This is a genomic window from Chthoniobacterales bacterium, from assembly GCA_039930045.1.
In the GTDB taxonomy this organism is placed as follows: domain Bacteria; phylum Verrucomicrobiota; class Verrucomicrobiia; order Chthoniobacterales; family DASVRZ01; genus DASVRZ01.
The window spans coordinates 141,992-163,634 of sequence record JBDSQB010000006.1 but is presented as its reverse complement, the minus strand read 5'-3'; the positions used below and the strand labels follow the sequence as shown (position 1 = coordinate 163,634).

General features: G+C 58.2%; 25 protein-coding genes and 1 tRNA gene. 12 read left to right on the top strand and 14 right to left on the bottom strand.

Annotated features, from left to right (window positions below; genetic code table 11):
• Positions 1-3 precede the first annotated feature (3 nt).
• From nuoK to ABIT76_06285, 6 genes are all read right to left on the bottom strand, one after another.
• Positions 4-321 carry an NADH-quinone oxidoreductase subunit NuoK gene (gene nuoK, locus ABIT76_06310; GenBank protein ID MEO7932753.1) on the bottom strand — a complete coding sequence of 106 codons (318 nt, stop codon included), beginning with the start codon at positions 319-321 and terminating at the stop codon, positions 4-6.
• Positions 322-325: 4 nt separating this feature from the next.
• The gene (locus tag ABIT76_06305; GenBank protein ID MEO7932752.1) at positions 326-829 is read right to left on the bottom strand and encodes an NADH-quinone oxidoreductase subunit J; all 504 of its coding nucleotides are present in this window, start codon (positions 827-829) and stop codon (positions 326-328) included.
• A gap of 70 nt (positions 830-899) precedes the next feature.
• Complete coding sequence (locus ABIT76_06300; GenBank protein ID MEO7932751.1) at positions 900-1,430, bottom strand: NADH-quinone oxidoreductase subunit I; 531 nt, start codon at positions 1,428-1,430, stop codon at positions 900-902.
• A gap of 11 nt (positions 1,431-1,441) precedes the next feature.
• Positions 1,442-2,620 carry a complex I subunit 1 family protein gene (locus tag ABIT76_06295; protein ID MEO7932750.1) on the bottom strand — a complete coding sequence of 393 codons (1,179 nt, stop codon included), beginning with the start codon at positions 2,618-2,620 and terminating at the stop codon, positions 1,442-1,444.
• 124 nt (positions 2,621-2,744) lie between these two features.
• A complete protein-coding gene (locus ABIT76_06290; protein MEO7932749.1) occupies positions 2,745-3,116 on the bottom strand; it encodes an Hsp20/alpha crystallin family protein in 372 nt (123 codons plus the stop codon).
• A gap of 15 nt (positions 3,117-3,131) precedes the next feature.
• Entirely contained in the window at positions 3,132-3,584 is a 453-nt protein-coding gene (locus tag ABIT76_06285) for an Hsp20/alpha crystallin family protein (GenBank protein ID MEO7932748.1), read from the bottom strand.
• Positions 3,585-3,859: 275 nt separating this feature from the next.
• Between ABIT76_06285 and ABIT76_06280 the strand changes: the two genes are divergently transcribed.
• The gene (locus ABIT76_06280) at positions 3,860-4,246 is read left to right on the top strand and encodes a hypothetical protein (GenBank protein MEO7932747.1); all 387 of its coding nucleotides are present in this window, start codon (positions 3,860-3,862) and stop codon (positions 4,244-4,246) included.
• A gap of 73 nt (positions 4,247-4,319) precedes the next feature.
• Positions 4,320-4,409, top strand: a tRNA-Ser gene (locus tag ABIT76_06275).
• 25 nt (positions 4,410-4,434) lie between these two features.
• Here ABIT76_06275 and ABIT76_06270 read toward each other — a convergent pair.
• Positions 4,435-4,848, bottom strand: coding sequence for a DUF5069 domain-containing protein (locus ABIT76_06270; GenBank protein ID MEO7932746.1), 414 nt, complete (start codon positions 4,846-4,848; stop codon positions 4,435-4,437).
• 81 nt (positions 4,849-4,929) lie between these two features.
• Between ABIT76_06270 and ABIT76_06265 the strand changes: the two genes are divergently transcribed.
• Positions 4,930-5,511 carry an NAD(P)H-dependent oxidoreductase gene (locus ABIT76_06265; GenBank protein MEO7932745.1) on the top strand — a complete coding sequence of 194 codons (582 nt, stop codon included), beginning with the start codon at positions 4,930-4,932 and terminating at the stop codon, positions 5,509-5,511.
• An 8-nt stretch (positions 5,512-5,519) separates the two neighbouring features.
• Here the strand turns inward: ABIT76_06265 and ABIT76_06260 are convergent, their stop codons facing one another.
• From ABIT76_06260 to ABIT76_06245, 4 genes are all read right to left on the bottom strand, one after another.
• A complete protein-coding gene (locus ABIT76_06260; protein ID MEO7932744.1) occupies positions 5,520-7,241 on the bottom strand; it encodes an Hsp70 family protein in 1,722 nt (573 codons plus the stop codon).
• The gene (locus ABIT76_06255; protein ID MEO7932743.1) at positions 7,238-7,801 is read right to left on the bottom strand and encodes a hypothetical protein; all 564 of its coding nucleotides are present in this window, start codon (positions 7,799-7,801) and stop codon (positions 7,238-7,240) included. Before ABIT76_06255 ends, ABIT76_06260 begins: the two co-directional genes overlap by 4 nt.
• 45 nt (positions 7,802-7,846) lie before the next feature.
• Positions 7,847-8,215 (bottom strand): iron-sulfur cluster assembly accessory protein, encoded by a 369-nt coding sequence (locus tag ABIT76_06250; protein MEO7932742.1) that lies wholly within the window; start codon positions 8,213-8,215, stop codon positions 7,847-7,849.
• A 119-nt stretch (positions 8,216-8,334) separates the two neighbouring features.
• Positions 8,335-8,706 carry a hypothetical protein gene (locus ABIT76_06245; protein MEO7932741.1) on the bottom strand — a complete coding sequence of 124 codons (372 nt, stop codon included), beginning with the start codon at positions 8,704-8,706 and terminating at the stop codon, positions 8,335-8,337.
• Between the two features lie 210 nt (positions 8,707-8,916).
• Between ABIT76_06245 and ABIT76_06240 the strand changes: the two genes are divergently transcribed.
• Genes ABIT76_06240 through ABIT76_06220 form a run of 5 tightly spaced genes read left to right on the top strand, consistent with a single transcriptional unit; the run spans position 8,917 to position 13,651 of the window.
• A complete protein-coding gene (locus ABIT76_06240; protein MEO7932740.1) occupies positions 8,917-10,212 on the top strand; it encodes a homoserine dehydrogenase in 1,296 nt (431 codons plus the stop codon).
• A gap of 15 nt (positions 10,213-10,227) precedes the next feature.
• A complete protein-coding gene (gene thrC, locus ABIT76_06235) occupies positions 10,228-11,310 on the top strand; it encodes a threonine synthase (protein ID MEO7932739.1) in 1,083 nt (360 codons plus the stop codon).
• A 54-nt stretch (positions 11,311-11,364) separates the two neighbouring features.
• A complete protein-coding gene (locus ABIT76_06230; protein MEO7932738.1) occupies positions 11,365-11,964 on the top strand; it encodes a L,D-transpeptidase in 600 nt (199 codons plus the stop codon).
• Positions 11,964-13,202: a 4-hydroxy-3-methylbut-2-enyl diphosphate reductase gene (locus tag ABIT76_06225; protein ID MEO7932737.1), complete on the top strand. Its 1,239-nt coding sequence runs from the start codon at positions 11,964-11,966 to the stop codon at positions 13,200-13,202. Before ABIT76_06230 ends, ABIT76_06225 begins: the two co-directional genes overlap by 1 nt.
• 11 nt (positions 13,203-13,213) lie before the next feature.
• Positions 13,214-13,651 carry an NYN domain-containing protein gene (locus tag ABIT76_06220; protein ID MEO7932736.1) on the top strand — a complete coding sequence of 146 codons (438 nt, stop codon included), beginning with the start codon at positions 13,214-13,216 and terminating at the stop codon, positions 13,649-13,651.
• Here ABIT76_06220 and ABIT76_06215 read toward each other — a convergent pair.
• Both ABIT76_06215 and tilS read right to left on the bottom strand, forming a co-directional pair.
• Positions 13,648-13,785, bottom strand: coding sequence for a hypothetical protein (locus ABIT76_06215; protein MEO7932735.1), 138 nt, complete (start codon positions 13,783-13,785; stop codon positions 13,648-13,650). The two genes, ABIT76_06220 and ABIT76_06215, sit on opposite strands and share 4 nt — an antisense overlap.
• Before the next feature lie 41 nt (positions 13,786-13,826).
• Positions 13,827-14,780, bottom strand: coding sequence for a tRNA lysidine(34) synthetase TilS (gene tilS, locus ABIT76_06210; protein MEO7932734.1), 954 nt, complete (start codon positions 14,778-14,780; stop codon positions 13,827-13,829).
• A gap of 156 nt (positions 14,781-14,936) precedes the next feature.
• On the opposite strand from tilS, the gene ABIT76_06205 reads away from it, so the two are divergent.
• Positions 14,937-16,652 carry a CAP domain-containing protein gene (locus ABIT76_06205; protein ID MEO7932733.1) on the top strand — a complete coding sequence of 572 codons (1,716 nt, stop codon included), beginning with the start codon at positions 14,937-14,939 and terminating at the stop codon, positions 16,650-16,652.
• On the opposite strand, the gene serS is transcribed toward ABIT76_06205, so the two are convergent.
• Positions 16,639-17,913, bottom strand: coding sequence for a serine--tRNA ligase (gene serS / locus ABIT76_06200; GenBank protein MEO7932732.1), 1,275 nt, complete (start codon positions 17,911-17,913; stop codon positions 16,639-16,641). The two genes, ABIT76_06205 and serS, sit on opposite strands and share 14 nt — an antisense overlap.
• 108 nt (positions 17,914-18,021) lie before the next feature.
• Between serS and ABIT76_06195 the strand changes: the two genes are divergently transcribed.
• The 3 genes from ABIT76_06195 to ABIT76_06185 are packed head-to-tail and all read left to right on the top strand — an operon-like array spanning position 18,022 to position 21,643.
• Positions 18,022-18,927 (top strand): hypothetical protein, encoded by a 906-nt coding sequence (locus tag ABIT76_06195; protein ID MEO7932731.1) that lies wholly within the window; start codon positions 18,022-18,024, stop codon positions 18,925-18,927.
• Between the two features lie 47 nt (positions 18,928-18,974).
• Positions 18,975-20,153 carry a glycosyltransferase gene (locus tag ABIT76_06190; GenBank protein MEO7932730.1) on the top strand — a complete coding sequence of 393 codons (1,179 nt, stop codon included), beginning with the start codon at positions 18,975-18,977 and terminating at the stop codon, positions 20,151-20,153.
• Between the two features lie 11 nt (positions 20,154-20,164).
• The gene (locus tag ABIT76_06185) at positions 20,165-21,643 is read left to right on the top strand and encodes a family 1 glycosylhydrolase (GenBank protein ID MEO7932729.1); all 1,479 of its coding nucleotides are present in this window, start codon (positions 20,165-20,167) and stop codon (positions 21,641-21,643) included.

The following is a 21,643-nucleotide window of genomic DNA, read 5'->3' as shown; positions in this document are numbered from 1 at the left end:
GAGTTAAAATTTCATGGAGTTTAAGTCCTCGACATGGGTCGTCTGGCGCTGGCGATAAAGCGCGACGATGATGGCGAGCCCGACCGCAACCTCGGCGGCGGCGACGGTGATGATGAAAAACACGAGCACTTGCGCGTTGTAATTAGGCAGGCCGTCCACGGTGCGGAAACGGGAAAAGGCGACGAGCGAGAGATTGGCCGCATTCAGCATCAACTCGAGCGACATGAATATGATGAGGATGTTGCGCCGCAGGAGGACGCCGGCGAGGCCGATGGTGAAGAGGAGTCCGCTGACGAGCAGGTAATCGTTAAGTGTGACCATGAGTTTACTTTAACTCCCGTTTGCTGAGGACGACGACGCCGACGGTGGCGACGAGGATAAGGACGCCGATGACTTGGAAGGGCAGATTGAAGGTGGTGAAGAGGGTTTCGCCGACGTGCCAGATGTCGGATTTATCCGTGTGGACCAGTGCGGGAAGTGGCGCTTCGCCCATTTCAAAACTGCTGACGACGCCGCGCACCATGAGTCCGAAAATGAGGACGACGGCTAGGGCGGCGAAGGTCGCGGGCAATTTGAAATTGCGGCGCACCTCGGCCTTCAAGTCGAGCAACATGATGATGAAGAGAAAGAGGACCATGACGGCACCCGCATAGACCATGATCTGGATGACGCCGATGAAAAAGGCGTCGAGCGAGACGTAAAGCGCCGCCAGGGCGAGGAACGAAACGACCAGGCTAAAGGCGCTGCTGACGGGTTGGCGCAGGATGACGACCATGGCCGCGAAGAGCAGCATGAGGCCGGAGAAGATCCAAAAGAGAATGGCGGGCATGATGGAAAATGACTAATGACTAAATCCTAATGACTAAGAAACCTGAAAGCTGAAACCTGAGTGGAAGGTTTCATTTTAGAGGGTTCCACTTGTGGACGAGGCCGTTCATCTCGCCGCCGAGTTCGTAGAGTTTCTTTTTGTCGTGGACCATGTCGGCACGGGTGAGGCCGGTGATGGCGTAATCTTTTCGCAGGAAAATGGCCTGCTCGGGGCAGACTTCCTCGCAGAGGCCGCAATAAATGCATCGGATCATGTCGATTTTGAACTCCTCGGGATATTTCTCCACCTTGGCAAACTTCGACTCGCTGGGGAGTTCGCCGGGTGTGATCGTGATGGCGCGCGGCGGACAAATGAACTCGCAGAGCTGGCAGGCCACGCAGCGCTCGCGGTCGTGCTCGTCCTTCACGAGGGTCGGCGCGCCGCGATAATGTTCGGGCATGTGCGAGTCCCATTTTTCCTCGGGGTATTGCATGACGACCTTGGTGCGGCCGAGGATCATGTTTTTGAAATGTTTCGCCGTGATGGCGAGTCCAGTAACAATGGCGGGAAGATACATCTTCTCGGCCAGAGTCATTTTTGGGCGGTCAACGGTGTAAGCCATGAGAGAAAGGGTTATTTCACAAACGCGAGGATGATCGCGGCGAGGAAGATGTTTGCCAAGGCCAGCTCGAAGAAGAAATACCAGCCGAGTTTCATGAGTTGATCATAACGGAAACGCGGCAAAGTCCAGCGCACCCAGATGAAAAAGATGAGGAGCACGGCCACTTTTCCGAAGAAAACGGCGATGTTGACCAAGCCCCAGAAAAGCGCGGCCAGACCGACGCCGTTGCCGGATGGGATGAAGGGCAGATGCCAGGCACCGAAGAATAGCGTCACGATGACGGACGAACCTGCGATCATGGCGGCGTATTCGCCGAGGAAGAAGAGGGCGAATTTCATCGAGGAATACTCGGTGTGATAACCGCCAACGAGTTCCTGCTCCGCTTCGGGCAAGTCGAATGGAAGTCGATTCGTTTCCGCAAACATCGCGACGGTAAACACGAGGAACGAGATCGCTATCGGAATCCAGAGCAATATTTCCTGGAGGCTGAGATGGCCGTCTGTGAAAGGAATCATTAACCAGCCATGATCGATCTGATACTGGACGATGGTGGTGAGATTCAGATTACCAATGAGGAGAAAAATCGGGATCACCGAAAGGCCGAGGGACAGCTCGTAGGAGATCATCTGCGAACTGGAGCGGATGCCGCCGAGAAAGGGGTATTTCGAGTTAGCCGACCAGCCGGCGAGGACGATGCCGTAAACGCCGACCGAGGCGATGGCGAAGATGAAGAGAACGCCGATGTCCACATTGGCGATGACCATCGGAATCGGGCCGAAGCCGAGGTCGATTCCAAGGGCGTGACCGAGCGGAACGAGGATCGGGTCGAGGTTCAGAAAGCTGCCGAACGGGATGACGGCCAGTGTGATCAGGGCTGGAGCCACGCCGAGCGCCGGGGCCAGCCAGTAGTAGAATTTATTGACGTGACCGGGAGTAAAATCCTCTTTGATGAGGAGTTTCACCGCGTCCGCAATGGGCTGGACGAGGCCGAAGAAGCTGAAATCCTTTTTTCCGCCGAAGAGAGTGAGTGGCACGCCGACTCGGTTGGGGCCGACGCGATCCTGAATAAGCGCGCTGACTTTACGCTCGGCATACACGGTGTAGGAAACCATCGGCAGGACGACGCCGAAGATGATGGCGAGCGTTTTAATCGCCGAAATGAGGATAAAGGTGATGATCGTCCAGTCCATGAGCTGCGAGAAAATGACAAGTCCCGCCCGCTCTGTAAACGAACAAATTCAGCCCGCACACAAAAAAGCCCGGCGGCTCATCGCTGAACACGCCGGACTTTTTTTGATTAGAATGGAACTCGGATTAGGCGACTTCGATGCGGCGGGGCTTCACGCGTTCCGCCAGCGGGAGATTCAAGCTCAGCACGCCGTCGCGGAGTTCGGCTTGGATGCGATTCGTGTCGATACTGGACGCCAGGGAAAATACGCGCCGGTAATCAAACGGACGAATTTCCTGGTGAACCCATTCGCCGACCGGCTCCGCATTTTTGCGATGGCCGATGATGGTCAGCCGCTGGTCTTCGACGGTGATTTCCACGTCGCCTTGGGCAACGCCGGGCACGTCGAGGACGAGCTGCGTGCCCTCCGCGTTGGCATGGAAGTCCACTTGGGGCGTCGCGTAACGCGTGCCGTCCGCAGCTTGGTTGTCAGTGGTGGTCAATGTGTTGAAATACATAGGACTTGGATTCGATTAGGAGACGTTGATGTTGATTTGTTTCGGTTTCGCTTCCTCCGCCTTGGCCAGAGTGACCGTGAGGAGGCCGTTCTGGTAAGTGGCGTTGATGCGATCTGGATTGACCTCGACTGGAAGTTCGACGGACCGCTCGAAGCGACCGAAAAAGCGTTCGCTGCGATGGGTTTCGCCGTCTTTCTGCTCGGTCGTGTCCTTGCGCTCGCCGCTGATCGTGAGAACGCCGTCTTGGAAGGAAAGGGAGATGTCTTCCTTCTTCAAGCCGGGCAATTCGACCACGACCTGGACCTGTTCCTTGTCTTGAGTCACGTCCAGGGCTGGAGCCCAGCCGGTGAGTCCATCGGAGAAAATGCTGCCGTCAAAGAGGCGGTTCATTTCGCGATGGAGTTCGCTCAACTGCGCCAGAGGCGAATTATGATAAACGGGTGTTTTGCGATATTGAATGATGCTCATTGGTTTAGTTTGGTTGAAGTTTGACTGTCCCTTATTTGGGATTCGATTTACCTCTGAGCGTGAATTATGCCTCGGCAAACAGCAGTCGCAGTGAAGTTGCAAACCATTGAAAGTGAGCCACTTCCAAAACGTGCCCTGATTCTCCTGCAACTCGCGCCAGCGTCAGCCTGTCACGCCGATTAGCCTTCTGCGCCGTACCGTGACAACTTGTCCCAAAATAATTTCAACTCCTCTCGCCGAATGGAACCGAAGCTGCTTATTTTCTAAGAGAAATTATGGTTCCAGAAACTCACACGTCTCATCACACTGCCGCGGAAGACTCCTTCGTCATCCAATGCGGAGCCTGCCATAAAAGCGTCGCCGCGCCAAAAACCATGGTCGGCCAGTTCGTGGAATGCCCGTTTTGCCAGCATCAATTCGTCATCGAAGCCCCCGCCGCCGCTCTCACCCGCGATCCGGCAATCGTCAAAGCCGAACTCACCAGCCTCGAAGGCCAGCTCAAGGAAAATGTAACTCAAATCACCGAACTGCGCGGGCACGTCAGCCGGCTCAACATGGAGTTGCACCGGCATCAGTTGCGCATGCAAAATTTATCCGAGCGCCAGACGGAATTGCAGACTGGAATCACTGCCGCCAAGGTCGAACTCGGCTCTGCAGAATAATTTCGCGGGCCTAAAATCGCTGCTTGCGTGTTGTCTGGAAACAACGCAAGTTCGCCGTCCGCAAAGAAACCAAGGATGGGTGGCAGAGTGGTCGAATGCGCACGCCTGGAAAGCGTGTTTGCTGTCAAAGGCAACCAGGGTTCGAATCCCTGCCCATCCGCCACTTTGATAGTAATCGAAGTCCCGCCCTACGCCTCGTCGGCGTCGATATAATCGAACATCGTCTGGATGTCGTCGCGGTTCTCAAAGCCGGATTCTTTCTTCCTCCGCTCGAGAATTTCATTCGCCTCATCGCGCCAGCCGCGCTTCGACATGAAGCCATTCCAGACCTCGATCTCCTCCGCGTGCGGCACGCGTCCATTGGCGAAGCACCAGGCCAGCATTTCCTCGTCTGATTTTCCCGTCAGCGTCTCCAGGACCACATCGCCGTAAGCTACATGGAGAAAATTCAAAATGCGCTCATCGAAGCCGCCGCCGAGGTTTTTCACATAGTCCGCCGGCAGATTACCGGCTCCATTGAGGCGAATTTTGTCGAGCATGCGTCCGAAATAAACGATGCCGCCGACCTTGGCGTGGGGACTGCGCAAATTGGGAATCTTCATCCGGGCAAGAAACTCCATCTTCGTCCCGGCGCAAGAAACATCGGAGTTCCATTGGCATGTGGCCGGTGTTAACAAGGGACTATGACTCCACCGAAAATCGTCGCCTTCTCCGGCAGCAGCCGCACCGGATCCTACAATCGCCTGTTGCTCGCCGCCGCCGTAGAGGCCGCGCGCGCCGCCGGAGCGGAAGTGACCGTTGTCGATCTGCGCGAACTCGCCCTGCCGCTAATGGATCAGGATCTCGAAGCCGCCAGCGGATTGCCTGCGGGCGCGAAGAAATTCAAGTCGCTCCTGCTCGCCAGCGACGGATTCCTCATCGCCTCGCCGGAATACAACAGCGCATTTACGCCGCTGCTGAAGAACGCCATCGACTGGGCCTCGCGCACGGAGTCCGACGACGAGCCAGCCCTCGCTGCCTATCGCGGGAAAACCGCCGCCCTCTGTTCCGCGTCGCCTAGCGCACTCGGCGGCTTGCGTGGACTCGTCGGTTTGCGCGCTTTGCTCGGCAACATCGGCGTCCTCGTTTTGCCCGATCAAGTCACCGTTTCCAGCGCCTACGAAGCTTTCGACGAGGCTGGAAAACTGCTCGATCCGCGCAAGGCAAAACAGATCGCCGACCTCGCGGAAACCTTGGTTGACACGATCGCCAAGCTGCGAGGTTAGTATGAAACTCAAATCAGGCCGCGCTTTTCCAGGGCGGCGGCCATGGCGCGCTCCATCAGCAGCGTGGCGAGGTTTTGCGTGCCGGCATCGAGGGCGGCGTTGGCGCGTTTCAACCGCTGACTTTCCCCCAGCTCGACCGCCTCGCGAACTTCGTTGGTTAGCAGCTCGATCTGTCCGCGCTCGTCCGCACTCACTTCATCTCCTAACACCGCCAGAGCATTGTCCACGGCGACTAACATTTCTTTCGCCTTCAGGCTCGCCTCGGTAAAAATGCGCTCGCTCATGTCGTCGAAGGCGTGCTCCACCGATTCGGCGATCATTTGCTCCACGCGTTCATCGGCCACATCGACACTGCTGGTTACTTCCAAGGTCCGATCTTTCCCCGTCGCCACGTCGCGGGCCAGCACATGGAGAATGCCATTCGCGTCGATCTCAAATTGCACTCCCACTCGCGCCACACCGCGCGGAGCCGGGGCGAAATCGATGGTAAACTCCCCCAGTTTCCAATTGTCTCTAGCCATCTCGCGCTCGCCCTGGAGGACTTTGATGACCATGGAAGTCTGATTGTTAGCACTCGTGGTAAACATCTCGCCGCGCTTCAGCGGAATCGTGGAATTTCTCGGAATGAGAACATTCATTAGGCCGCCCGCCGTTTCGATTCCCAGTGAAAGCGGAGTGACGTCTAACAACGTGATGTTAGTCACCGCACCGCTCAGAATTCCCGCCTGAATCGTGGCTCCGAGCGCGACCGCCTCATCGGGATTTTGCGTGAGGTTGGGTTCCTTGCCAAACCACTCCGCAACCAAGGTTCTAACCAAGGGCATCCGGGTCGATCCGCCGACCAGAATCACTTCATCGAGATCGCCCGGCTTCAATCCGGCATCGGCCAAAGATCTAACACAATGAACCCGCGCGCGCTCGATGATGGGACGCGCCATCTGTTCCAATCGAATGCGACTCAACTGGTAGCTTTGCGGACCCGTCGCCGAAAGAATGGCCAGCTCCACGTTCTCCTCGTTGGACAGCCGATGCTTGGCTTTGATCACCAGCTCGCGCTTCTCCCAATCTGGAATAGCTAGATCACAGTCGGCGATCAGTGCCGCATCCAGATCGTCGCCTCCGAGCTGCGTGTTGCCATTGGTCGAAAGCACCTCGAACACGCCCTGGTTCAACTCCAGAATACTAATATCAAACGTGCCGCCGCCGAAGTCGTAAACGGCGATCTTCGAGCGATCCCGCAGCTTGTCCAATCCGTAGGCGAGCGCCGCTGCGGTGGGTTCGTTGAGGATGCGCTCCACAGTTAGTCCGGCCAATTCCCCGGCGCGTTTCGTGGCTGCGCGCTGGGCGTCGTTGAAGTAGGCGGGAACGGTAATCACCGCACGACTAACCATTTGAGTGAGAGCCGATTCAGCGTCTGATTTGAGTTTGGTTAGGATCAGCGCCGAAATCTCTTCGGGCGAATGAACCACGCCATTGATGGTGACATTTTCTCCACTGCCGATGAGGCGTTTGATCGAGGAAACCGTCGCTTCGGACCGGACCGCCCGCATCCGCGAAGCCGCGCGACCGACGAGCGGAGTTCCATCGTTCTCTGGAAAATAAACCACGCTGGGTGTGAGCCTTTCGCCGTCTTGGTCGGCCAATAAGAATGGAAGTCCGGCCTCCATGAAACCCACCGCCGAGTTCGTCGTGCCGAGGTCGATGCCGATGATGATTTCCTGTGTGCTCATACGATTTTTCCCATCAACGTTTCCTGCAAACGCGTCTCGCGTTTTTGAATTTCGGCGGCCCATTTGGTTAGGAAGGCGAAGTCGCTGCCGAGCGAGGTTAGCAGGTCCCATTCGGCGTTCGACATATGGGGGAACTTCTCTGCCAGCGAGGTTAGCTGTGTGTCGCGAGTGGCTTTTTCCGCCGCCACCGCCGCGCCAGCCGAGGTGAGATCATCCAAGCTGGTGAGAAGGCGCGGAGTCTGCCCGGCGCGTTGCAGGGCCGAGGCGGCGGACTCGATTTGAGTTACAATGGCATCAGCGTTTTTCAAGACCGCGGCGACGGTGAAAAAAAGATCAAAAAGCCGTGCGCCCGGCGTTTCCGCGCCAGCCGGTGTCCGTCCGTGGCGCTCCAGCAAATGGCCGATGCGCCGGGCCGGGTCGCGCAATGCCGAATAGGCTCGATGAATCTCCTCCGCATCGCTGGCTGCCGCTGCGGCCTGGTGCCAGGCGTCTTTAAGCTGCGCGTCGTCCAGCACCAAGGCCTGCCGCAAACCCAGCGTCGCAAAATAATCCTCCATCATTTCCTTGCCGACTTCGTGCCGTTGCGTCTTCGTGGTTACAATCGTCTACGCCGCAAAACTTTCGCCGCACGAGCAATGCGCCACCGCATTCGGGTTCGTCACCTTAAACCCGCCCGCCTGGAGATCCTCGCTGAAATCCAGCTCCGATCCGCTGACAAAGAGCGCGCTTTTCGGATCGACGACCACATTCACCTCCTGCGAGCGCACGAGGATGTCGCGGTTGGCCGGGCCATCGACGAGGTCCATCTTGTATTGCAACCCCGAGCAGCCGCCGCCGATCACCGCCACGCGCAAGGCACCATTGGGCCGCCCCTGCTTCGTGAGCAATCCCGTCAAGCGCGCCCCTGCCCGCTCGGTGACTTTCACGAGGCGTTCGTTGCCGATTTTGTAGTTAATGCCGGGGCTGACTTCCATGGTTTCGCCTACACTAAGAGCAACTCCCAAGGGGTCAACGCTGGAAAAGAGTGACGGGTGGGAGGAAAAAGACGGTGGTGTGCCGAAACGGACCGAGACCCGTTGGGGAGGGAGCCGGGCTAGAAAATGCGCCATTTGGAGTGGCGTTTGCGCCAGCGGCGTTGGGTTTTTTGCTGTTGATGCTGGCGCCAGAGAAGAATGGCGATGCCGGCCACTCCGGCAGCGATGAAGGTCCACACAACGACGGTGCGCAGGTGGTTGGAGCCGGGGTTGCTGGTCACCGGATAGCTGACTGGAGCCGGGGTGAGCCGGGGCATGACCACAAGGGCGGGACCGGGCGACGTGGTATCGAGGACGGGGCGGATGATGACTTCATCGTGCGGCGTGACGGAGGGCACGGGTTCGTAGCCGGGCGCAACGACTGCCGCGATGCTGTGGATGGCGGTGAGCCCGAGTATCAATGCCGCTGCGATGTGTCCCCTGCTTTTCATAATAACCTGACTTTCTGGCGTTAACGACGCGACCGTCTGAGGAGATGTGCGGAGAGTAGGAGGAGCAGCCCCGTTTTTCCAGAGAAAAAGGGCGGCGGCGCGTTTTTTTCTGGAAGGCGGCACCGGCACGGGTAACTCCGACCTTTACAGATGCGGCGCGATGCAGGAATGATTTCGCTCCCTTTTTCCTGTGAATCGAATGCAACTCAAATGAAAAAACTCGGCATCGGTCTGGCTGGCCTCGGCAATGTGGGCGCGGGTGTTTACAAGCATCTGGCGCAGAATCGCACGCTGTTGCGCGAGCGGCTGGGCGTCGATTTCGAGGTGCGGAAGGTGGCGGCGCGCGACTGGAGCAAGGCGCGCGGGATTTCTGTTCCAGTCGAGTTGCAGACGACTGATCCGCTGGCGGTGATCGCCGATCCCGAGGTGGAGGTGGTGGTGGAATTGATGGGTGGGATCGAGACGGCGCTGGAGTTTGTCCTGGCGGCGATCTCAGCGGGCAAGATCGTGGTGACGGGCAACAAGGCGCTGCTGGCGGAGCACGGCGAGGAGATTTTCGCGGCGGCGGCGGCGAGGAAGGTGCCGATTTTCTACGAGGCAGCGGTCGCGGGCGGCATTCCTATCATCAAGGCGGTGCGCGAGGCCTTCGTGGGGAATCATATTTTGTCGATGCACGGCATCATCAACGGCACGAGCAATTACATTCTGACTCGCATGTCGGAGGCGGGGCTCGATTTTCCCACGGCGCTGGCCGAGGCGCAGGCGCTGGGTTACGCGGAGGCCGATCCGGCGCTCGATGTGAATGGCTGGGATGCGGCGCACAAGGCGATCATTCTGGCGTCGCTGGCGTATGGATTTTGGGTGGATTCGAGTCAGATCTTTGTCGAGGGCGTGGAGAAAATCACGGCGGCGGACATCGTTTTCGCGCGGGAACTCGGCTACACGATCAAGCTGCTGGGCGTCATCAAGGCGGGCATCGGCGAACGGGTGGACGTGCGGGTGCATCCGACTTTGATCCCGAAGGGCCATGTGCTGGCGTCGGTAAATGGAGTATTCAACGCCATCGCCGTGCGCGGTGATCTGGTCGGCGATACGCTGTTTTACGGACGCGGGGCGGGTCAGGACCCGACGACGAGTTCGGTGATTTCGGACCTGGCCGAGGCGGCGCTGGCGTTGCAGGCTCCGCGGAATTTCTTTGGGTTCACAGCGCACACCATTTACGGGAAATTGCTGCCCATCGAGGAGGTGGTGACGTCGTTTTACCTACGGCTGCAAGTGGAGGATCGACCAGGCGTGCTGGGTCAGGTCGCGAGTATCTTCGGCGCGCACGAGATCGGGATTTCGTCGGTCATTCAACCTGAGACGCACGAGGGCGACACGATCCCGCTGGTGCTGATGATTCACCTCGCAACAGGGGGTAAAATGCGCCGCGCGCTGGCCGAAGTGGAGGCTCTGGATTGCGTGAAGGCCCCGGCGGCGTTACTGCATGTGGAGACTTTTACCTAACTCAGCCCTCTTTTTATGCAGCCTATTCTCCACGACCGGGGGGTGATTTCCCGGTATCGCCAATATCTTCCAGTGTCGGATGCGACTCCGATCGTTTCCTTGAATGAAGGGTCCACGCCGCTGATCTATTCGCCGAAGCTGAGCGAGCGTCTGGAGAGCGAAGTTTATATCAAATACGAGGGCCTGAATCCCACGGGGTCGTTCAAGGATCGCGGAATGACGATGGCGATCTCCAAGGCAGCGGAAGCGGGCGCGCAGGCGGTGATTTGCGCCTCCACGGGCAACACTTCGGCGGCGGCAGCGGCCTATGCGGCGCGAGCGGACTTGAAGTGCTTCGTCCTCCTTCCAGCGGGCAAGATCGCGATGGGAAAACTGGTCCAGGCCTTTATGTATGGCGCGGAAGTGATCGCCATTGAGGGCAATTTCGACGATGCGCTGCGGCTCGTTCGTGAAGTGGGCGAGACGGGTGCGGTGGCGATTGTAAACTCGATCAATCCGTATCGCCTCGAAGGTCAAAAGACGGGCGCATTTGAGATTATCGAGGAACTCGGCGACGCCCCGGACTGGCATATTCTCCCTGTGGGAAACGCGGGAAACATCACGGCTTACTGGATGGGTTACCGGGAGTTCCATGCGAATGGGAAAGCGACGAAACTACCGAGAATGAGTGGTTTTCAGGCAGCGGGCTCGGCTCCGATCTACCACAATTGCGTGGTCGAGCAGCCGGAAACCTGCGCGACGGCGATCCGGATCGGCAACCCCGCGAGCTGGACTGGCGCGAACACGGCGATCCGGGATTCCCAAGGCAGCATCGACATCGTCAGCGATGAGGAAATTTTAGCCGCGCAAAAATGGCTTGCAGCCAATGAGGGCATTTTCGTCGAACCCGCCAGCGCGGCGTCCATCGCCGGTCTGATGAAATGCACAGGCGCGGACCGGTGTTCCATCTGCCCGCGTCCACAGATTGCGCCCGGCAGCAAGATTGTCTGCGTGGTGACGGGTCACGGCTTGAAAGATCCCGACACGGCGCTGAAACAATGCCCGCCCATTCGCCAGGTGCGCGCCAATTTGTCGGAGATTCTGGCGTTGATGAACTAATTGTTCGCACTGGAAAATCCGGTCAAGCCAGTCCATATAACTGCAACTCGTCTCATGAAAAAACACCTCATCTTCACTCTCACCGCACTCGTTGCGTTGCTGCTTTTGCCCGCCTGCACCACGATGGCACCGCACGGCAAATACACTGTCACCGCCTACAAGCCGCATGACCCAGACAAGGTCGTCGTGAAATTGTCGCTCGCCACGCAAAACCTCTATGTGAAGGAAGGCGACCGCCTCCTCATGGCCGTGCAAGGTTGCGTCGGCAAGCCCAGCGATCCGACTCCGACGGGCAGCTTTCACATCACCGACAAAGTGAAAAACAAACGCCGCCAGAGCCAGCCGGACGCGGGTTATCCCATGGCTTACTGGTGCGAGTTTAAGCCGGCTTACGGCTTCCACGAGGGCTTCGTTCATCCCTATCCCCGCACCCACGGCTGCGTTCGCTTGCATCGCGAAGCCGCCGCTCGACTCTACGCTCTCGTTAAAGTCGGCACGCCGGTGACCATCGCCCATTCGCTGCCAGAAGATCAGAAATACGGCAAGCAGGTCACCAAGCTCGACCAGAGCAAGGACCCCGATCCACCCCGCTCCTACATGCTGTCCTCCGCCTGGTTTAAGGATCCGGCCGGGCCGCTCTTGATCAATCAATAATGTCCGCCTCCGCGCCCAGCCAGCCAGCCAGGGTGAACCTGCGCACGCCCGATGTCATGGCGGCGGTGCAGGCGCAGGTCGAGACGCATTATCGCAGTGAGATCGTGGACCGGTTGCGGGCCAGTGGCGGCACGATTTCCGTCGGCGACACGACGGTGATGCTGGCGAAGCAATTTGGCTTTTGCTACGGCGTCGAGCGAGCCATCGATCTAGCTTACGCGGCGCGCAAAGTTTTCGCAGACAGGGATTTATTCATCCTCGGGGAGATCATTCATAACCCCGAGGTGAATGAACAGATCCGGTCGTTTGGGATCAAAAACCTCATCGGCAAAAACCGCGAAGCCGACATCGATTTGCTAAAACCGGAGGACGTGGTGATCGTTCCCGCGTTCGGCGCGGAGGTTTCCACGGTGGAAAAAATCAAAGCCAAAGGCTGCCAGATCGTGGACACGACCTGCGGCGATGTAATGAGTGTCTGGAAACGCGTCCGCCAAAACGCCAACGACTCCGTCACGTCGATCATTCACGGCAAGGCCAACCACGAGGAAACGCTCGCCACTAGTTCGCACGCCATGGGCAAAGCGGGCACCGGCCATTATCTGGTCGTGCTCACGCTGGAGGAGACGGATTACGTCTGCAATTACATCCGGCACGGCGGCAATCCAGAGCTGCGGCAGGCTTTTCTGGAGAAATTCAAAGGCGCCTATTCGCCTGGATTTGACCCCGACTTGCATCTGAAATCCGTCGGTGTCGCCAACCAGACGACCATGCTTCGTGGCGAGACCGAGGAAGTGCAACGCCGCGTAAAACAAGCCGTCGCTGATCGCGATGGAACTCGACTGGAGAATCCTAATTTCCGCTTCTTCGACACAATTTGCGGGGCCACTCAGGAGCGGCAGGACGCGCTGAATCATCTCTTGGAAGAACCGCTCGATCTCCTCCTGGTCGTCGGCGGCTACAACAGCTCCAACACGTCGCATCTCGCAGAAATCGGCCAGGAAAAGCTTCCGACTTATTTCATTCGCAACTCGACCCGGCTCACCTCGGCCCAGGAAATCGTGCATTACGACTTGCATGCCCACGAGGAAATCACCACCCGCGACTGGCTGCCGCAGGGTCCGCTCAAAGTCGGCATCACCGCCGGCGCCTCCTGCCCGAATAACCTGATCGAAGAAGCCATCATCCGTCTCTACGAACTACGTGGCGTCGGACGCGAAGAGCTGGTCGGAAACGGCTGAGTTCCATTCCCATGGCGGAACGCTATCTGATCGTCGATGGCCATTCCGTGATCTTTGGCTGGCCCTATTTGCGCGCCAAACATGACCGCAACACCGCCGTGGCCCGTGAGGAACTCGTCCGGCTGCTGAGGGATTACCAGGACACCTCGTCTGTGAATGTGGTCCTCGTTTTCGACGGGCAAGGCTCCGAAGTCAGCCAGGAAAACGACCCCGGCGGCATCCAGATTTTCTACTCACGCGCCAATCAAACCGCCGACTCGATCATTGAGCGGCTGGTCGCCAAATACGGCTCCCGTTATCAAATGACCATCGCCACCAGCGACCGCGCGATCCAGCAAACAGCAATCTCATTCGAAGGCGGATTCATCACTGTGGATGAGTTGCAGACGCTGCTCGACGACACAGCAGCCCAGTTTGCGAGGGAGCTGAAGAAGCGGAATAAACGTTAACTGCACCCCTTGAAGAGGAAGATAATGGCGAGCACAGGAATGGGCACGCCTAACAACCAGAGCAAGGCATAGGAGCCTCCGCCGCCCGATTCCGATTGCCATCTTGCACGTGTCTTTTGGAGGAACGTTTTCATACAAATAATTCGCGTGGCATGTGACTCCCGGATGTTTCTGGCTAGCTTCGCTGTGAGGCGAGGGAGATTTTTCCCACACGCCGCCGTGCCTGCCGATCCTGCGAAAGATTGACCCGAGCCGGGCCTAACTCGACATCCAACATTGAGCGGATGAGTTCCACTTCATTGAAACCAGCGTCGGCGATCTGATGATGTTGCAGCCAACGGAGAATTGTGCGGCGTTGCAATGCGACGGGTTGTGTTAGCAACTCGGAAACAGAAAGTGGTGCGTCCCAATCTTCCACGGTGACCAGTTTTTCCAGGCAAAGGCTTTCTTCGCTCAGAATGACGGCGGTGCGGTGGAGATTTTGCCGAACGTTGCGGCCCAGTTTCTTTTCCAGCCAGGGCAGAATGTCGTGCCGCAGGCGGTTGCGTGTGAACTGCCGCGAGCGATTGGACTCGTCTTCCACATAGGTGAGCTGGTGCTCTAAAACATAGGCATCGATCTCGCTGCGCCAGATGTCGAGCATGGGCCGCAAGAGTCGAATGGAACCCGATTCAGTTTCGATTACCTTCTCGCGCTGAATGCCAGCGAGACCTGCGGAACCGCTGCCGCGCAGGAGATTCCAGAGAAATGTCTCCGCGAGATCGTCGGCATGATGGCCGAGAAAAACACCCGCGGCTTGGGTGGCTGCGGTCGCACACGCGAAGAACTCCTGACGCGCCACTCGGAGTCGATTTTCCAAGGAACTAGTCTTGGCAGTCTTTGGCAGAATATCAATAATGACTCGCATATTTGCTACGACTCCGAGTCGTTCAACGAACTTACTGTCGGCCTCAGCGGCTTTGCGCACTCCATGATTGAGGTGGCACAAGACGATGTTCTGAAAGCCCGCAACTCGCAAGAGATGCACCAGAACCACCGAGTCTCGTCCACCAGAAACGCCGGCGAGGTAAGTTGCATCACGCTGTAAGTCCTTGGTAGCCAAGGTAAAGCGCTCAGAGATGGACTTCATGGATCGGTGAAATGGTAAAAACAGCGGATGCGCAACCGGCAGGGCAGATCGTGGATTCGGGCGGCGTTTATCCTGTCAGATCGATAACTAACAGGCAAGCGGCGGCATTTTACGGCTCAGGCTGTGCTCTTAAAGAGTCTAGGAACTCCACCGTTTATGAAAGCACCCTATTTCTCCAATCTGCTCAAAGTCGCCGCCTTGTGTCAGGCATCGGCCCTGTTTTTCTCTGCGACCGCCCAAGCTGGTCTGGTCGTGGACACCTCGAGCCGCGAGCAATCCCGGGTCTTTTACAATGCGATCTATCCCGCCTCGCAAAACATTTCCACTGGCTGGACGGGCAGCGTCGCCGGCAGCAATCCAGGGACGACTTCCGATGCATTCAAGGCCCGGGTGTTTCTGCGGGTTAATTTCTTTCGCGCTTTCGCCGGGCTGCCTGCCGGGGTGACGAACAATCCGAGTTGGAGCACAATGGACCAATCCGCGGCCTTGATGATGAGCGCCAATGGAGCCGTCGATCACACGCCGCCGACCTCATGGAAATGCTACTCCACTCCCGGCGCCACAGCGGCGGGCAAGTCGAATCTTTCCCTTTCGAACTACGGCTCCGACGCGATCTCCGGCTACATGGAAGACCCCGGCAGTGTGAACGCTCCGGTGGGTCACCGTCGCTGGATTTTGTATCCCGAGACCCAGCAAATGGGCACGGGCGACGTTCCCGCGAACGGCTCCAACTACTCTGCCAACGCCTTGTGGACGCTCGACTTGAATCATTATGCTGACGAGCGGCCTGAGGTTCGCGACGGATTTGTCGCCTGGCCGCCGAAGGGATTTGTGCCTTATCAACTGGTCTATCCCCGCTGGTCGTTTTCGTATCCAGAAGGCGATTTTTCCAGCGCATCCGTCAGCGTGACCCGGAATAACGTCAGCATCCCCGTGAGCGTGCAGAGCCGGATGCAGGGCTACGGCGAAAACACGATCGTCTTCGTTCCCAATAACTTGAACCCCGATGCCTGGTCTGGCCCGGTGAAACCGGCGGACGACACGGTGTATCACGTGACCGTCAGCAACGTCGGCGTGGGCGGTTTGCCCCAAACCTTCAGTTACAATGTAATCGCCTTTGACCCCGCCTCGGCGGGGTCGGACACGCCGGATTTTGCCATCAACGGGTCCTACACTCCGACTGTGGGCGCGGATAATGGATACACGGTGGCCGAGCAAACCCTGGCCACCGGTTACCAGTGGAAGATCAGTATGAAAGCCGCCTACACCACCGTCGTCGGTGCTGAATCCACCGCTGGAGTGGACATGAGGGGCACGGCTCGCGACAGCCGGGTTCGTGCGGTGGGGAGATATTCCTATCACCTGACGCATCCCCGTTTCACGGAATCCAGCTTTGTCCTGCAAACGCCCGTTCTCTGCACGGGTACTACCAAACTCAACTTCAGCAGCCGCTTAACCTACGCCACCGGTTATGAAGCCGGCACAGTCGAAGTCTCCACCGATGGAGGCAGCCAGTGGACTCCCGTTTGGTCCCAAAGAGGACGCAACAATGCGGGCGAAAGAGCATTCGCCAAACGTTCGGTCTCGCTTGCTGCCTACAATGGCCGCGAGGTGAAAGTCCGCTTCCGTTACGCCCTGCGCCAAGGCTCGGCTTACACCCAGACCAACACCGGAGTCGGCTGGTATGTGGACAATGTTTCCTTCACCAGCGGACAAAAACTCGTCGGAACCACCGTCTCCGAAGTGAGCCCGACGCCGGAATTTAACTTCCATCCGAATGTCGCCGGAGCCTACCTGCTGCAAGTGCGGTCACAGGTTTTCGACAGCTACTACAGCGACTGGAGCATGACGAAACCCGTCAGCGCGCAGTAATTTCAGCGGCCCCGAACCAAGGTTGCAATGCAACTGGAATCTTCACCGAACCGTCCGGTTGCTGCCAGGTTTCGACCAGCGCGACGAAGAGCCGGGGCATCGCGGTGCCCGAGCCGTTAAGGGTGTGGCAAAAACGATTTTTGCCCTCGGCGTCCTTGTATTTGAGTGACATGCGGCGCGCCTGAAAGTCGCCGAAATTGGAGCAGCTCGACACTTCGAGATAGGCATTTTGGCCCGGAGCCCAGACCTCGATGTCGTAGGTTTTGGTCGAACCGAAACCCAGATCGCCGGTGCAAAGTTCGATCACGCGATAGTGCAGCCCGAGTTTTTGCAGAACGACCTCCGCGTTGGCGGTGAGCGTTTCCAGCTCGGCAAAGGCGTTCTCCGGGGTGGTGATTTTCACCAGCTCGACTTTGTTAAATTGATGGACGCGAATCAGTCCGCGCGTGCCGAGTCCGGCGGCTCCAGCCTCGCTGCGGAAGCATGGCGTGTAGGCGACGTATTGTTTCGGCAGCTCCGCCCAGGGAAGAATTTCCTCGCGATGAAGGTTCGTCACCGGCACTTCGGCGGTCGGAATGAGATACAAATCGGCGTCGCGAGTCGCATATAATTGATCGGCAAATTTCGGCAACTGGCCCGTGCCGACCAGCGCGTCGGCCTTTACCAGAAACGGCGGATTCACCTCAGTGTAGCCGTGCTCATTACCATGCAAGTCGAGGCAAAAATTAATCAGCGCCCGCTCCAATCGCGCCCCAGCTCCGGTGTAGCAAACGAATCCGCTGCCACTCATTCGCGTCGCCCGTGGCAGATCGAACAAGCCGAGTTTCTCCCCCAGCCGCACGTGATCGAGCGGGTTTTCCAGATTCGGCTTTTCGCCCCAGGTCCGCACCACCGGATTAGACTCGGCATCGGCTCCAATGGGGGCGTTTTCGTGCGGCGTGTTGGGCAGATTCAAAAGTAACTCGTTTTGGGCCGCATCGGCTTCGCGCGTGGCCATTTCCAGTTCCTCGATCTGTTTGCCGATGCCTTTGACCTCGAGTTCCATCGCACTGCTGTCGGTGCCTTTGGCCCGCAGCATCCCGATTTCCTTGCTCAGTCGTTTGCGCTGTCCCTGCGCTTCCTGCAACGTCGTTTCCAGCTTTCGGCGGCGCGTGTCGCAGTCCAAAATCGCATCCACCGTATCCGCGAGCGCTGGTTTCCGCGTGGCAAGACGGCTTTTGATCAAATCAGGATTTTCGCGGAGCAAACGGATGTCGAGCATGGGAGGCGCACCATACTGGAGGAGCTCAGAGGGGAAAAGCTGAAAAAACACCCGCGACGCCATGGGTTTCGGGTTGCGACTGTTAGCTGGAGTGATTAGCGTTTCGCAGTGTTTAACTTCGTCTCCTCGTCTCTCAGAAACTGCCTGCTCGCGCTGCTCTTCAGCGGGCTAACCGCTGGTCTGCTTCAGGCTGAAACAGCGGTCCCCTCGCCCACTCCGGCCATTCCGCGCGCGCTGCCGGTGGAGAAGGAAAAAAAGCCCGGTTTCCTCGGTCGTATTTTCAAGAAAAAAGCCACGCCGACTCCGGCTCCCGCGCCGGTAATCGCTCCCACGGCGACGCCGAAGCCGAAATGGAAAAAACGCCCCAAGGCGCCAGTGGACGCCGAAGCGACTCCAACTCCTGCCGACGCCGAGCCCGCCGCTGATACCAATCCAACTCCGAACCCCGGCCTCGCCCCGCTCCCAGAGGCGAAAACCATCGAAAGCCTCCCGCCGACTCCGGGTTCCGCCAGCGCGAATTCCACTCCACTTCCGTCGTCGCTCCCGCCGCTCGTGGGCGGTTCCGTGGATAATTCGGACGATGCACCCGCTGTTCCGACTCCAGCGCCCGCGCCCGTGGCCGTTGCAAAACCCACTCCGGCGGCGACTCCCATCGCCCTCGACGTTCGCAATAATCCGCTGAACCAGCCCATTGCGCTGGTGGACGACTCCATGGCGTTGCAGATCACGCCAGAATCGACTCCAAGTCCCGAGACGACTGCCGCAGAGCGCGTCCAGTTTCAAAAAGCCAAGGCCAAGGCACTCGAAGACGCCAAGCTCCGCGAGTTGAAGACCAAGGCCGATCTGGCTTCCACCACGGCCGAACGCTACGGCGCGCTCAAGCAATATTACCCACGCCTCTTCGCCTCGATGCGCAAGATCGACTCGACGCTCGACGTGCAGATCGACGAAATGGAAGCCGCCGCCCGCCGACGACTCGAACGGATGCAGGCCGACAATTCGGCGTCGCAGTAAGAAAACTGCATCCGGCAGGCGGCGAGTCGCGATTTTCCAGCAGAAATATGGGAAAACGAGTCCTCATCATGTCCACCAGCGCCGGCACCGGTCATGTCCGCGCGGCGGATGCGCTCGCCAAAACCTTCGCCGCGCATCCTGGCGTCTCCAAAGTCATCCACGAGGACGCGCTAAAGTTCACCAACAAGCTGTTCAGCGATTTCTACTCGAAGTTTTACGCCACGCTCGTCGAGTCAGCCCCAAATTTTCTCGGCTGGTGGTATAAGCAAAGCGACGAGCCGTGGAAAACCGATTCCATGCGACTGGCACTCGACCGTCTAAACACGGGTCCGCTGGTTAAGTTCATCGACGATTTCCAGCCCGACATCACGGTTTGCACGCACTTCATGCCGGCTGGAATCATCTCGCATCTGATCACCGAGAAGAAACTTTCCACGCACCTTTCCATCGTCGTCACGGACTTGGATTTTCATGCGATGTGGCTGTCGCGCGTCTTCCATCGCTATTTCGTGGCGCTCGACGAGACCCGCGCTCACCTCGAGCTTCTAGGGTTGCCCAAGGATCGCATCACCGTCTCCGGCATCCCGATCGATGCCGCATTTTCCGCCACGTATGATCGAGATGCGCTGCGAACGGAACTCGGGTTGCGGTCGAATCTCCCGACGCTTCTTATTTCCGCAGGTGCCCTCGGCAAAGGTCCCGCCGAAGACATCGTCTCGGGCCTGCTCACACTGCGGCATCCTGCGCAAACCATCGTCATTTGCGGCAAAAACGAAGAGCTGAAAGAAAAAATCGAAGCGCTCACCGCCGGGCATCCGAATTTCGCCATTCTCGGCTACACCGACCGCATGCATCACTGGATGGCAGCGTCGGATCTCTTCATCGGCAAACCCGGCGGGCTCACCACGTCCGAGGCGCTTGCGGCGCAGCTTCCGATGGTCATCGTTTCCCCGATTCCGGGCCAGGAGGAGCGCAACAGCGATCATCTGCTTGAGAACGGCATCGCCATCAAGGCCAACGACATCATCACGCTGCCCTACAAGATCGACCGCCTGCTCGACGATCCCGACCGGCTCGCCGCGATGCGCAAAAACACCGCGCTCCTGTCGCATCCGCACGCCGCCGACACCATCGTGCAGACGCTGATGCACGATGAATCCAACCCCATCTCCATAGAACCCGACGAAGACGAGAAGAAAGGCGTCGTCGTCACGGAAGTCGTCTAATTTTTTTGCCGATGCCCGAACCGCAACCATTCCTCTGGGGCGTCGCCACGTCGGCGTATCAGGCCGAAGGACATTACAATGGGCCGGGCGAGCCGAGGACGAATTGGGCCGCAGCCGAGGAACGCGGCGACGTGGCGAAACTGGGAGGCTCGGCGGATTTTTTGCGGCACTATCCCGAGGATTTTGCCCGTTGCCGGGAATTGGGTTTGAGCGCGTTCCGACTAGGAATCGAATGGAGCCGGATTCAGCCAAAAAACGCGGACGAGTTTGATCCGAATGCGCTGGAAACCTACGCCCGGCTCATCGCCGACTGCCAGCGCGTGGGCCTCACTCCAGTCGTCACGCTGCATCACTTTGTGCATCCCGAATGGCTCGGGAGCGACCCATGGTTGGAGGCAAATGTCATCGCGCTCTTCGAGAGCTATGTAACTCACGCGCTCACCTTCGTTAACTCGCATCTAACCTCGCAAGGTCTCCAGCCGATTCACCATCTCATCACGATCAACGAGCCCAACATGCTCGTACTCAACAGCTACCTCGGACGCCAGTTTCCCACGGGCACGCGCGGCGGCTTTGGCAAGTGTCTGCGCGCCTACGACAGCCTCATCGCCGCCCATGTACGCGCCTACCATTCTATCCATCGACTCTATCGCGAAAACAACTGGCCGACTCCCTCTGTCACGGTCAACAACTACTGCAGCGACCTCTATTGGAGCGACAAGTTTCTCCTCGACCTGCTAGCCATGCGCGAGCGCGGCATTCCAGACAACAAGCTCGCGGTTTATCTGCACAAGAAGGCCGGTGAATTCGACGCCGCCTTTTCTGCTGCCAACATTCCACTACAGAAGAATCTCACCTGGCTCTTCGGCTCGTTCGTGAAGATGGTTAGCAAACAAGTCGGGCGCGTCACCTTCGGCAAGGCACACTTTCCTTTCGCCCTGCACGAAATCGCCGCCGGCCCGACTGCAAGAACTTTCGACTACATCGGACTCGACTACTACGATCCGTTTGCCGCGCACGCCTTTCGTTTCCCCGTCTGGTGGGATCACGAGTTTAAGTCCAAGTCCTTTCACGAATGGATTATGGCCAGCATCACCAGTAAGTGGTGGGACTGGCGCGTGCTGGCGAGCGGACTCAACTTCTTCTGCACCTACTACTCGAAGGATCTCGATGGACGCGACGTGCTCATCGCAGAAAACGGCATGGCCGTCCGACGCAAATGGGACAACACCGAAACCGGCCGCAGAGATCGCATTACTAGAAGCCAGTTTTTGGAGTTGCACATCGCCGAGGTGAGGAAGATTTGCGCACAGGGCGTTCCCCTCATCGGCTACTTGCATTGGAGTCTTTTCGACAACTATGAATGGGGTAGTTACACACCGCGCTTCGGACTCTATCGAATCAATTTTCTAACTGGCACGGAGCGTCAGGCCGCAACTCCGAACGGCGACAATCCCAGTGCGACTTACGCGCGATTGATCAAGGAATAA

What these genes read in the sequence shown, in the direction of transcription:
- ABIT76_06295 (MEO7932750.1), bottom strand. Translation starts at nt 2,620, where the DNA reads ATGGACTGGACGATCATCACCTTTATCCTCATTTCGGCGATTAAAACG.
- ABIT76_06270 (MEO7932746.1), bottom strand. Translation starts at nt 4,848, where the DNA reads ATGAAGATTCCCAATTTGCGCAGTCCCCACGCCAAGGTCGGCGGCATC.
- ABIT76_06265 (MEO7932745.1), top strand. Translation starts at nt 4,930, where the DNA reads ATGACTCCACCGAAAATCGTCGCCTTCTCCGGCAGCAGCCGCACCGGA.
- ABIT76_06220 (MEO7932736.1), top strand. Translation starts at nt 13,214, where the DNA reads ATGGCGGAACGCTATCTGATCGTCGATGGCCATTCCGTGATCTTTGGC.
- ABIT76_06225 (MEO7932737.1), top strand. Translation starts at nt 11,964, where the DNA reads ATGTCCGCCTCCGCGCCCAGCCAGCCAGCCAGGGTGAACCTGCGCACG.
- ABIT76_06240 (MEO7932740.1), top strand. Translation starts at nt 8,917, where the DNA reads ATGAAAAAACTCGGCATCGGTCTGGCTGGCCTCGGCAATGTGGGCGCG.
- thrC (MEO7932739.1), top strand. Translation starts at nt 10,228, where the DNA reads ATGCAGCCTATTCTCCACGACCGGGGGGTGATTTCCCGGTATCGCCAA.
- ABIT76_06250 (MEO7932742.1), bottom strand. Translation starts at nt 8,215, where the DNA reads ATGGAAGTCAGCCCCGGCATTAACTACAAAATCGGCAACGAACGCCTC.
- ABIT76_06305 (MEO7932752.1), bottom strand. Translation starts at nt 829, where the DNA reads ATGCCCGCCATTCTCTTTTGGATCTTCTCCGGCCTCATGCTGCTCTTC.
- ABIT76_06280 (MEO7932747.1), top strand. Translation starts at nt 3,860, where the DNA reads ATGGTTCCAGAAACTCACACGTCTCATCACACTGCCGCGGAAGACTCC.
- tilS (MEO7932734.1), bottom strand. Translation starts at nt 14,780, where the DNA reads ATGAAGTCCATCTCTGAGCGCTTTACCTTGGCTACCAAGGACTTACAG.
- nuoK (MEO7932753.1), bottom strand. Translation starts at nt 321, where the DNA reads ATGGTCACACTTAACGATTACCTGCTCGTCAGCGGACTCCTCTTCACC.
- ABIT76_06230 (MEO7932738.1), top strand. Translation starts at nt 11,365, where the DNA reads ATGAAAAAACACCTCATCTTCACTCTCACCGCACTCGTTGCGTTGCTG.
- ABIT76_06255 (MEO7932743.1), bottom strand. Translation starts at nt 7,801, where the DNA reads ATGATGGAGGATTATTTTGCGACGCTGGGTTTGCGGCAGGCCTTGGTG.
- ABIT76_06215 (MEO7932735.1), bottom strand. Translation starts at nt 13,785, where the DNA reads ATGAAAACGTTCCTCCAAAAGACACGTGCAAGATGGCAATCGGAATCG.
- ABIT76_06260 (MEO7932744.1), bottom strand. Translation starts at nt 7,241, where the DNA reads ATGAGCACACAGGAAATCATCATCGGCATCGACCTCGGCACGACGAAC.
- ABIT76_06205 (MEO7932733.1), top strand. Translation starts at nt 14,937, where the DNA reads ATGAAAGCACCCTATTTCTCCAATCTGCTCAAAGTCGCCGCCTTGTGT.
- ABIT76_06245 (MEO7932741.1), bottom strand. Translation starts at nt 8,706, where the DNA reads ATGAAAAGCAGGGGACACATCGCAGCGGCATTGATACTCGGGCTCACC.
- ABIT76_06190 (MEO7932730.1), top strand. Translation starts at nt 18,975, where the DNA reads ATGGGAAAACGAGTCCTCATCATGTCCACCAGCGCCGGCACCGGTCAT.
- ABIT76_06300 (MEO7932751.1), bottom strand. Translation starts at nt 1,430, where the DNA reads ATGGCTTACACCGTTGACCGCCCAAAAATGACTCTGGCCGAGAAGATG.
- ABIT76_06290 (MEO7932749.1), bottom strand. Translation starts at nt 3,116, where the DNA reads ATGTATTTCAACACATTGACCACCACTGACAACCAAGCTGCGGACGGC.
- ABIT76_06185 (MEO7932729.1), top strand. Translation starts at nt 20,165, where the DNA reads ATGCCCGAACCGCAACCATTCCTCTGGGGCGTCGCCACGTCGGCGTAT.
- ABIT76_06285 (MEO7932748.1), bottom strand. Translation starts at nt 3,584, where the DNA reads ATGAGCATCATTCAATATCGCAAAACACCCGTTTATCATAATTCGCCT.
- serS (MEO7932732.1), bottom strand. Translation starts at nt 17,913, where the DNA reads ATGCTCGACATCCGTTTGCTCCGCGAAAATCCTGATTTGATCAAAAGC.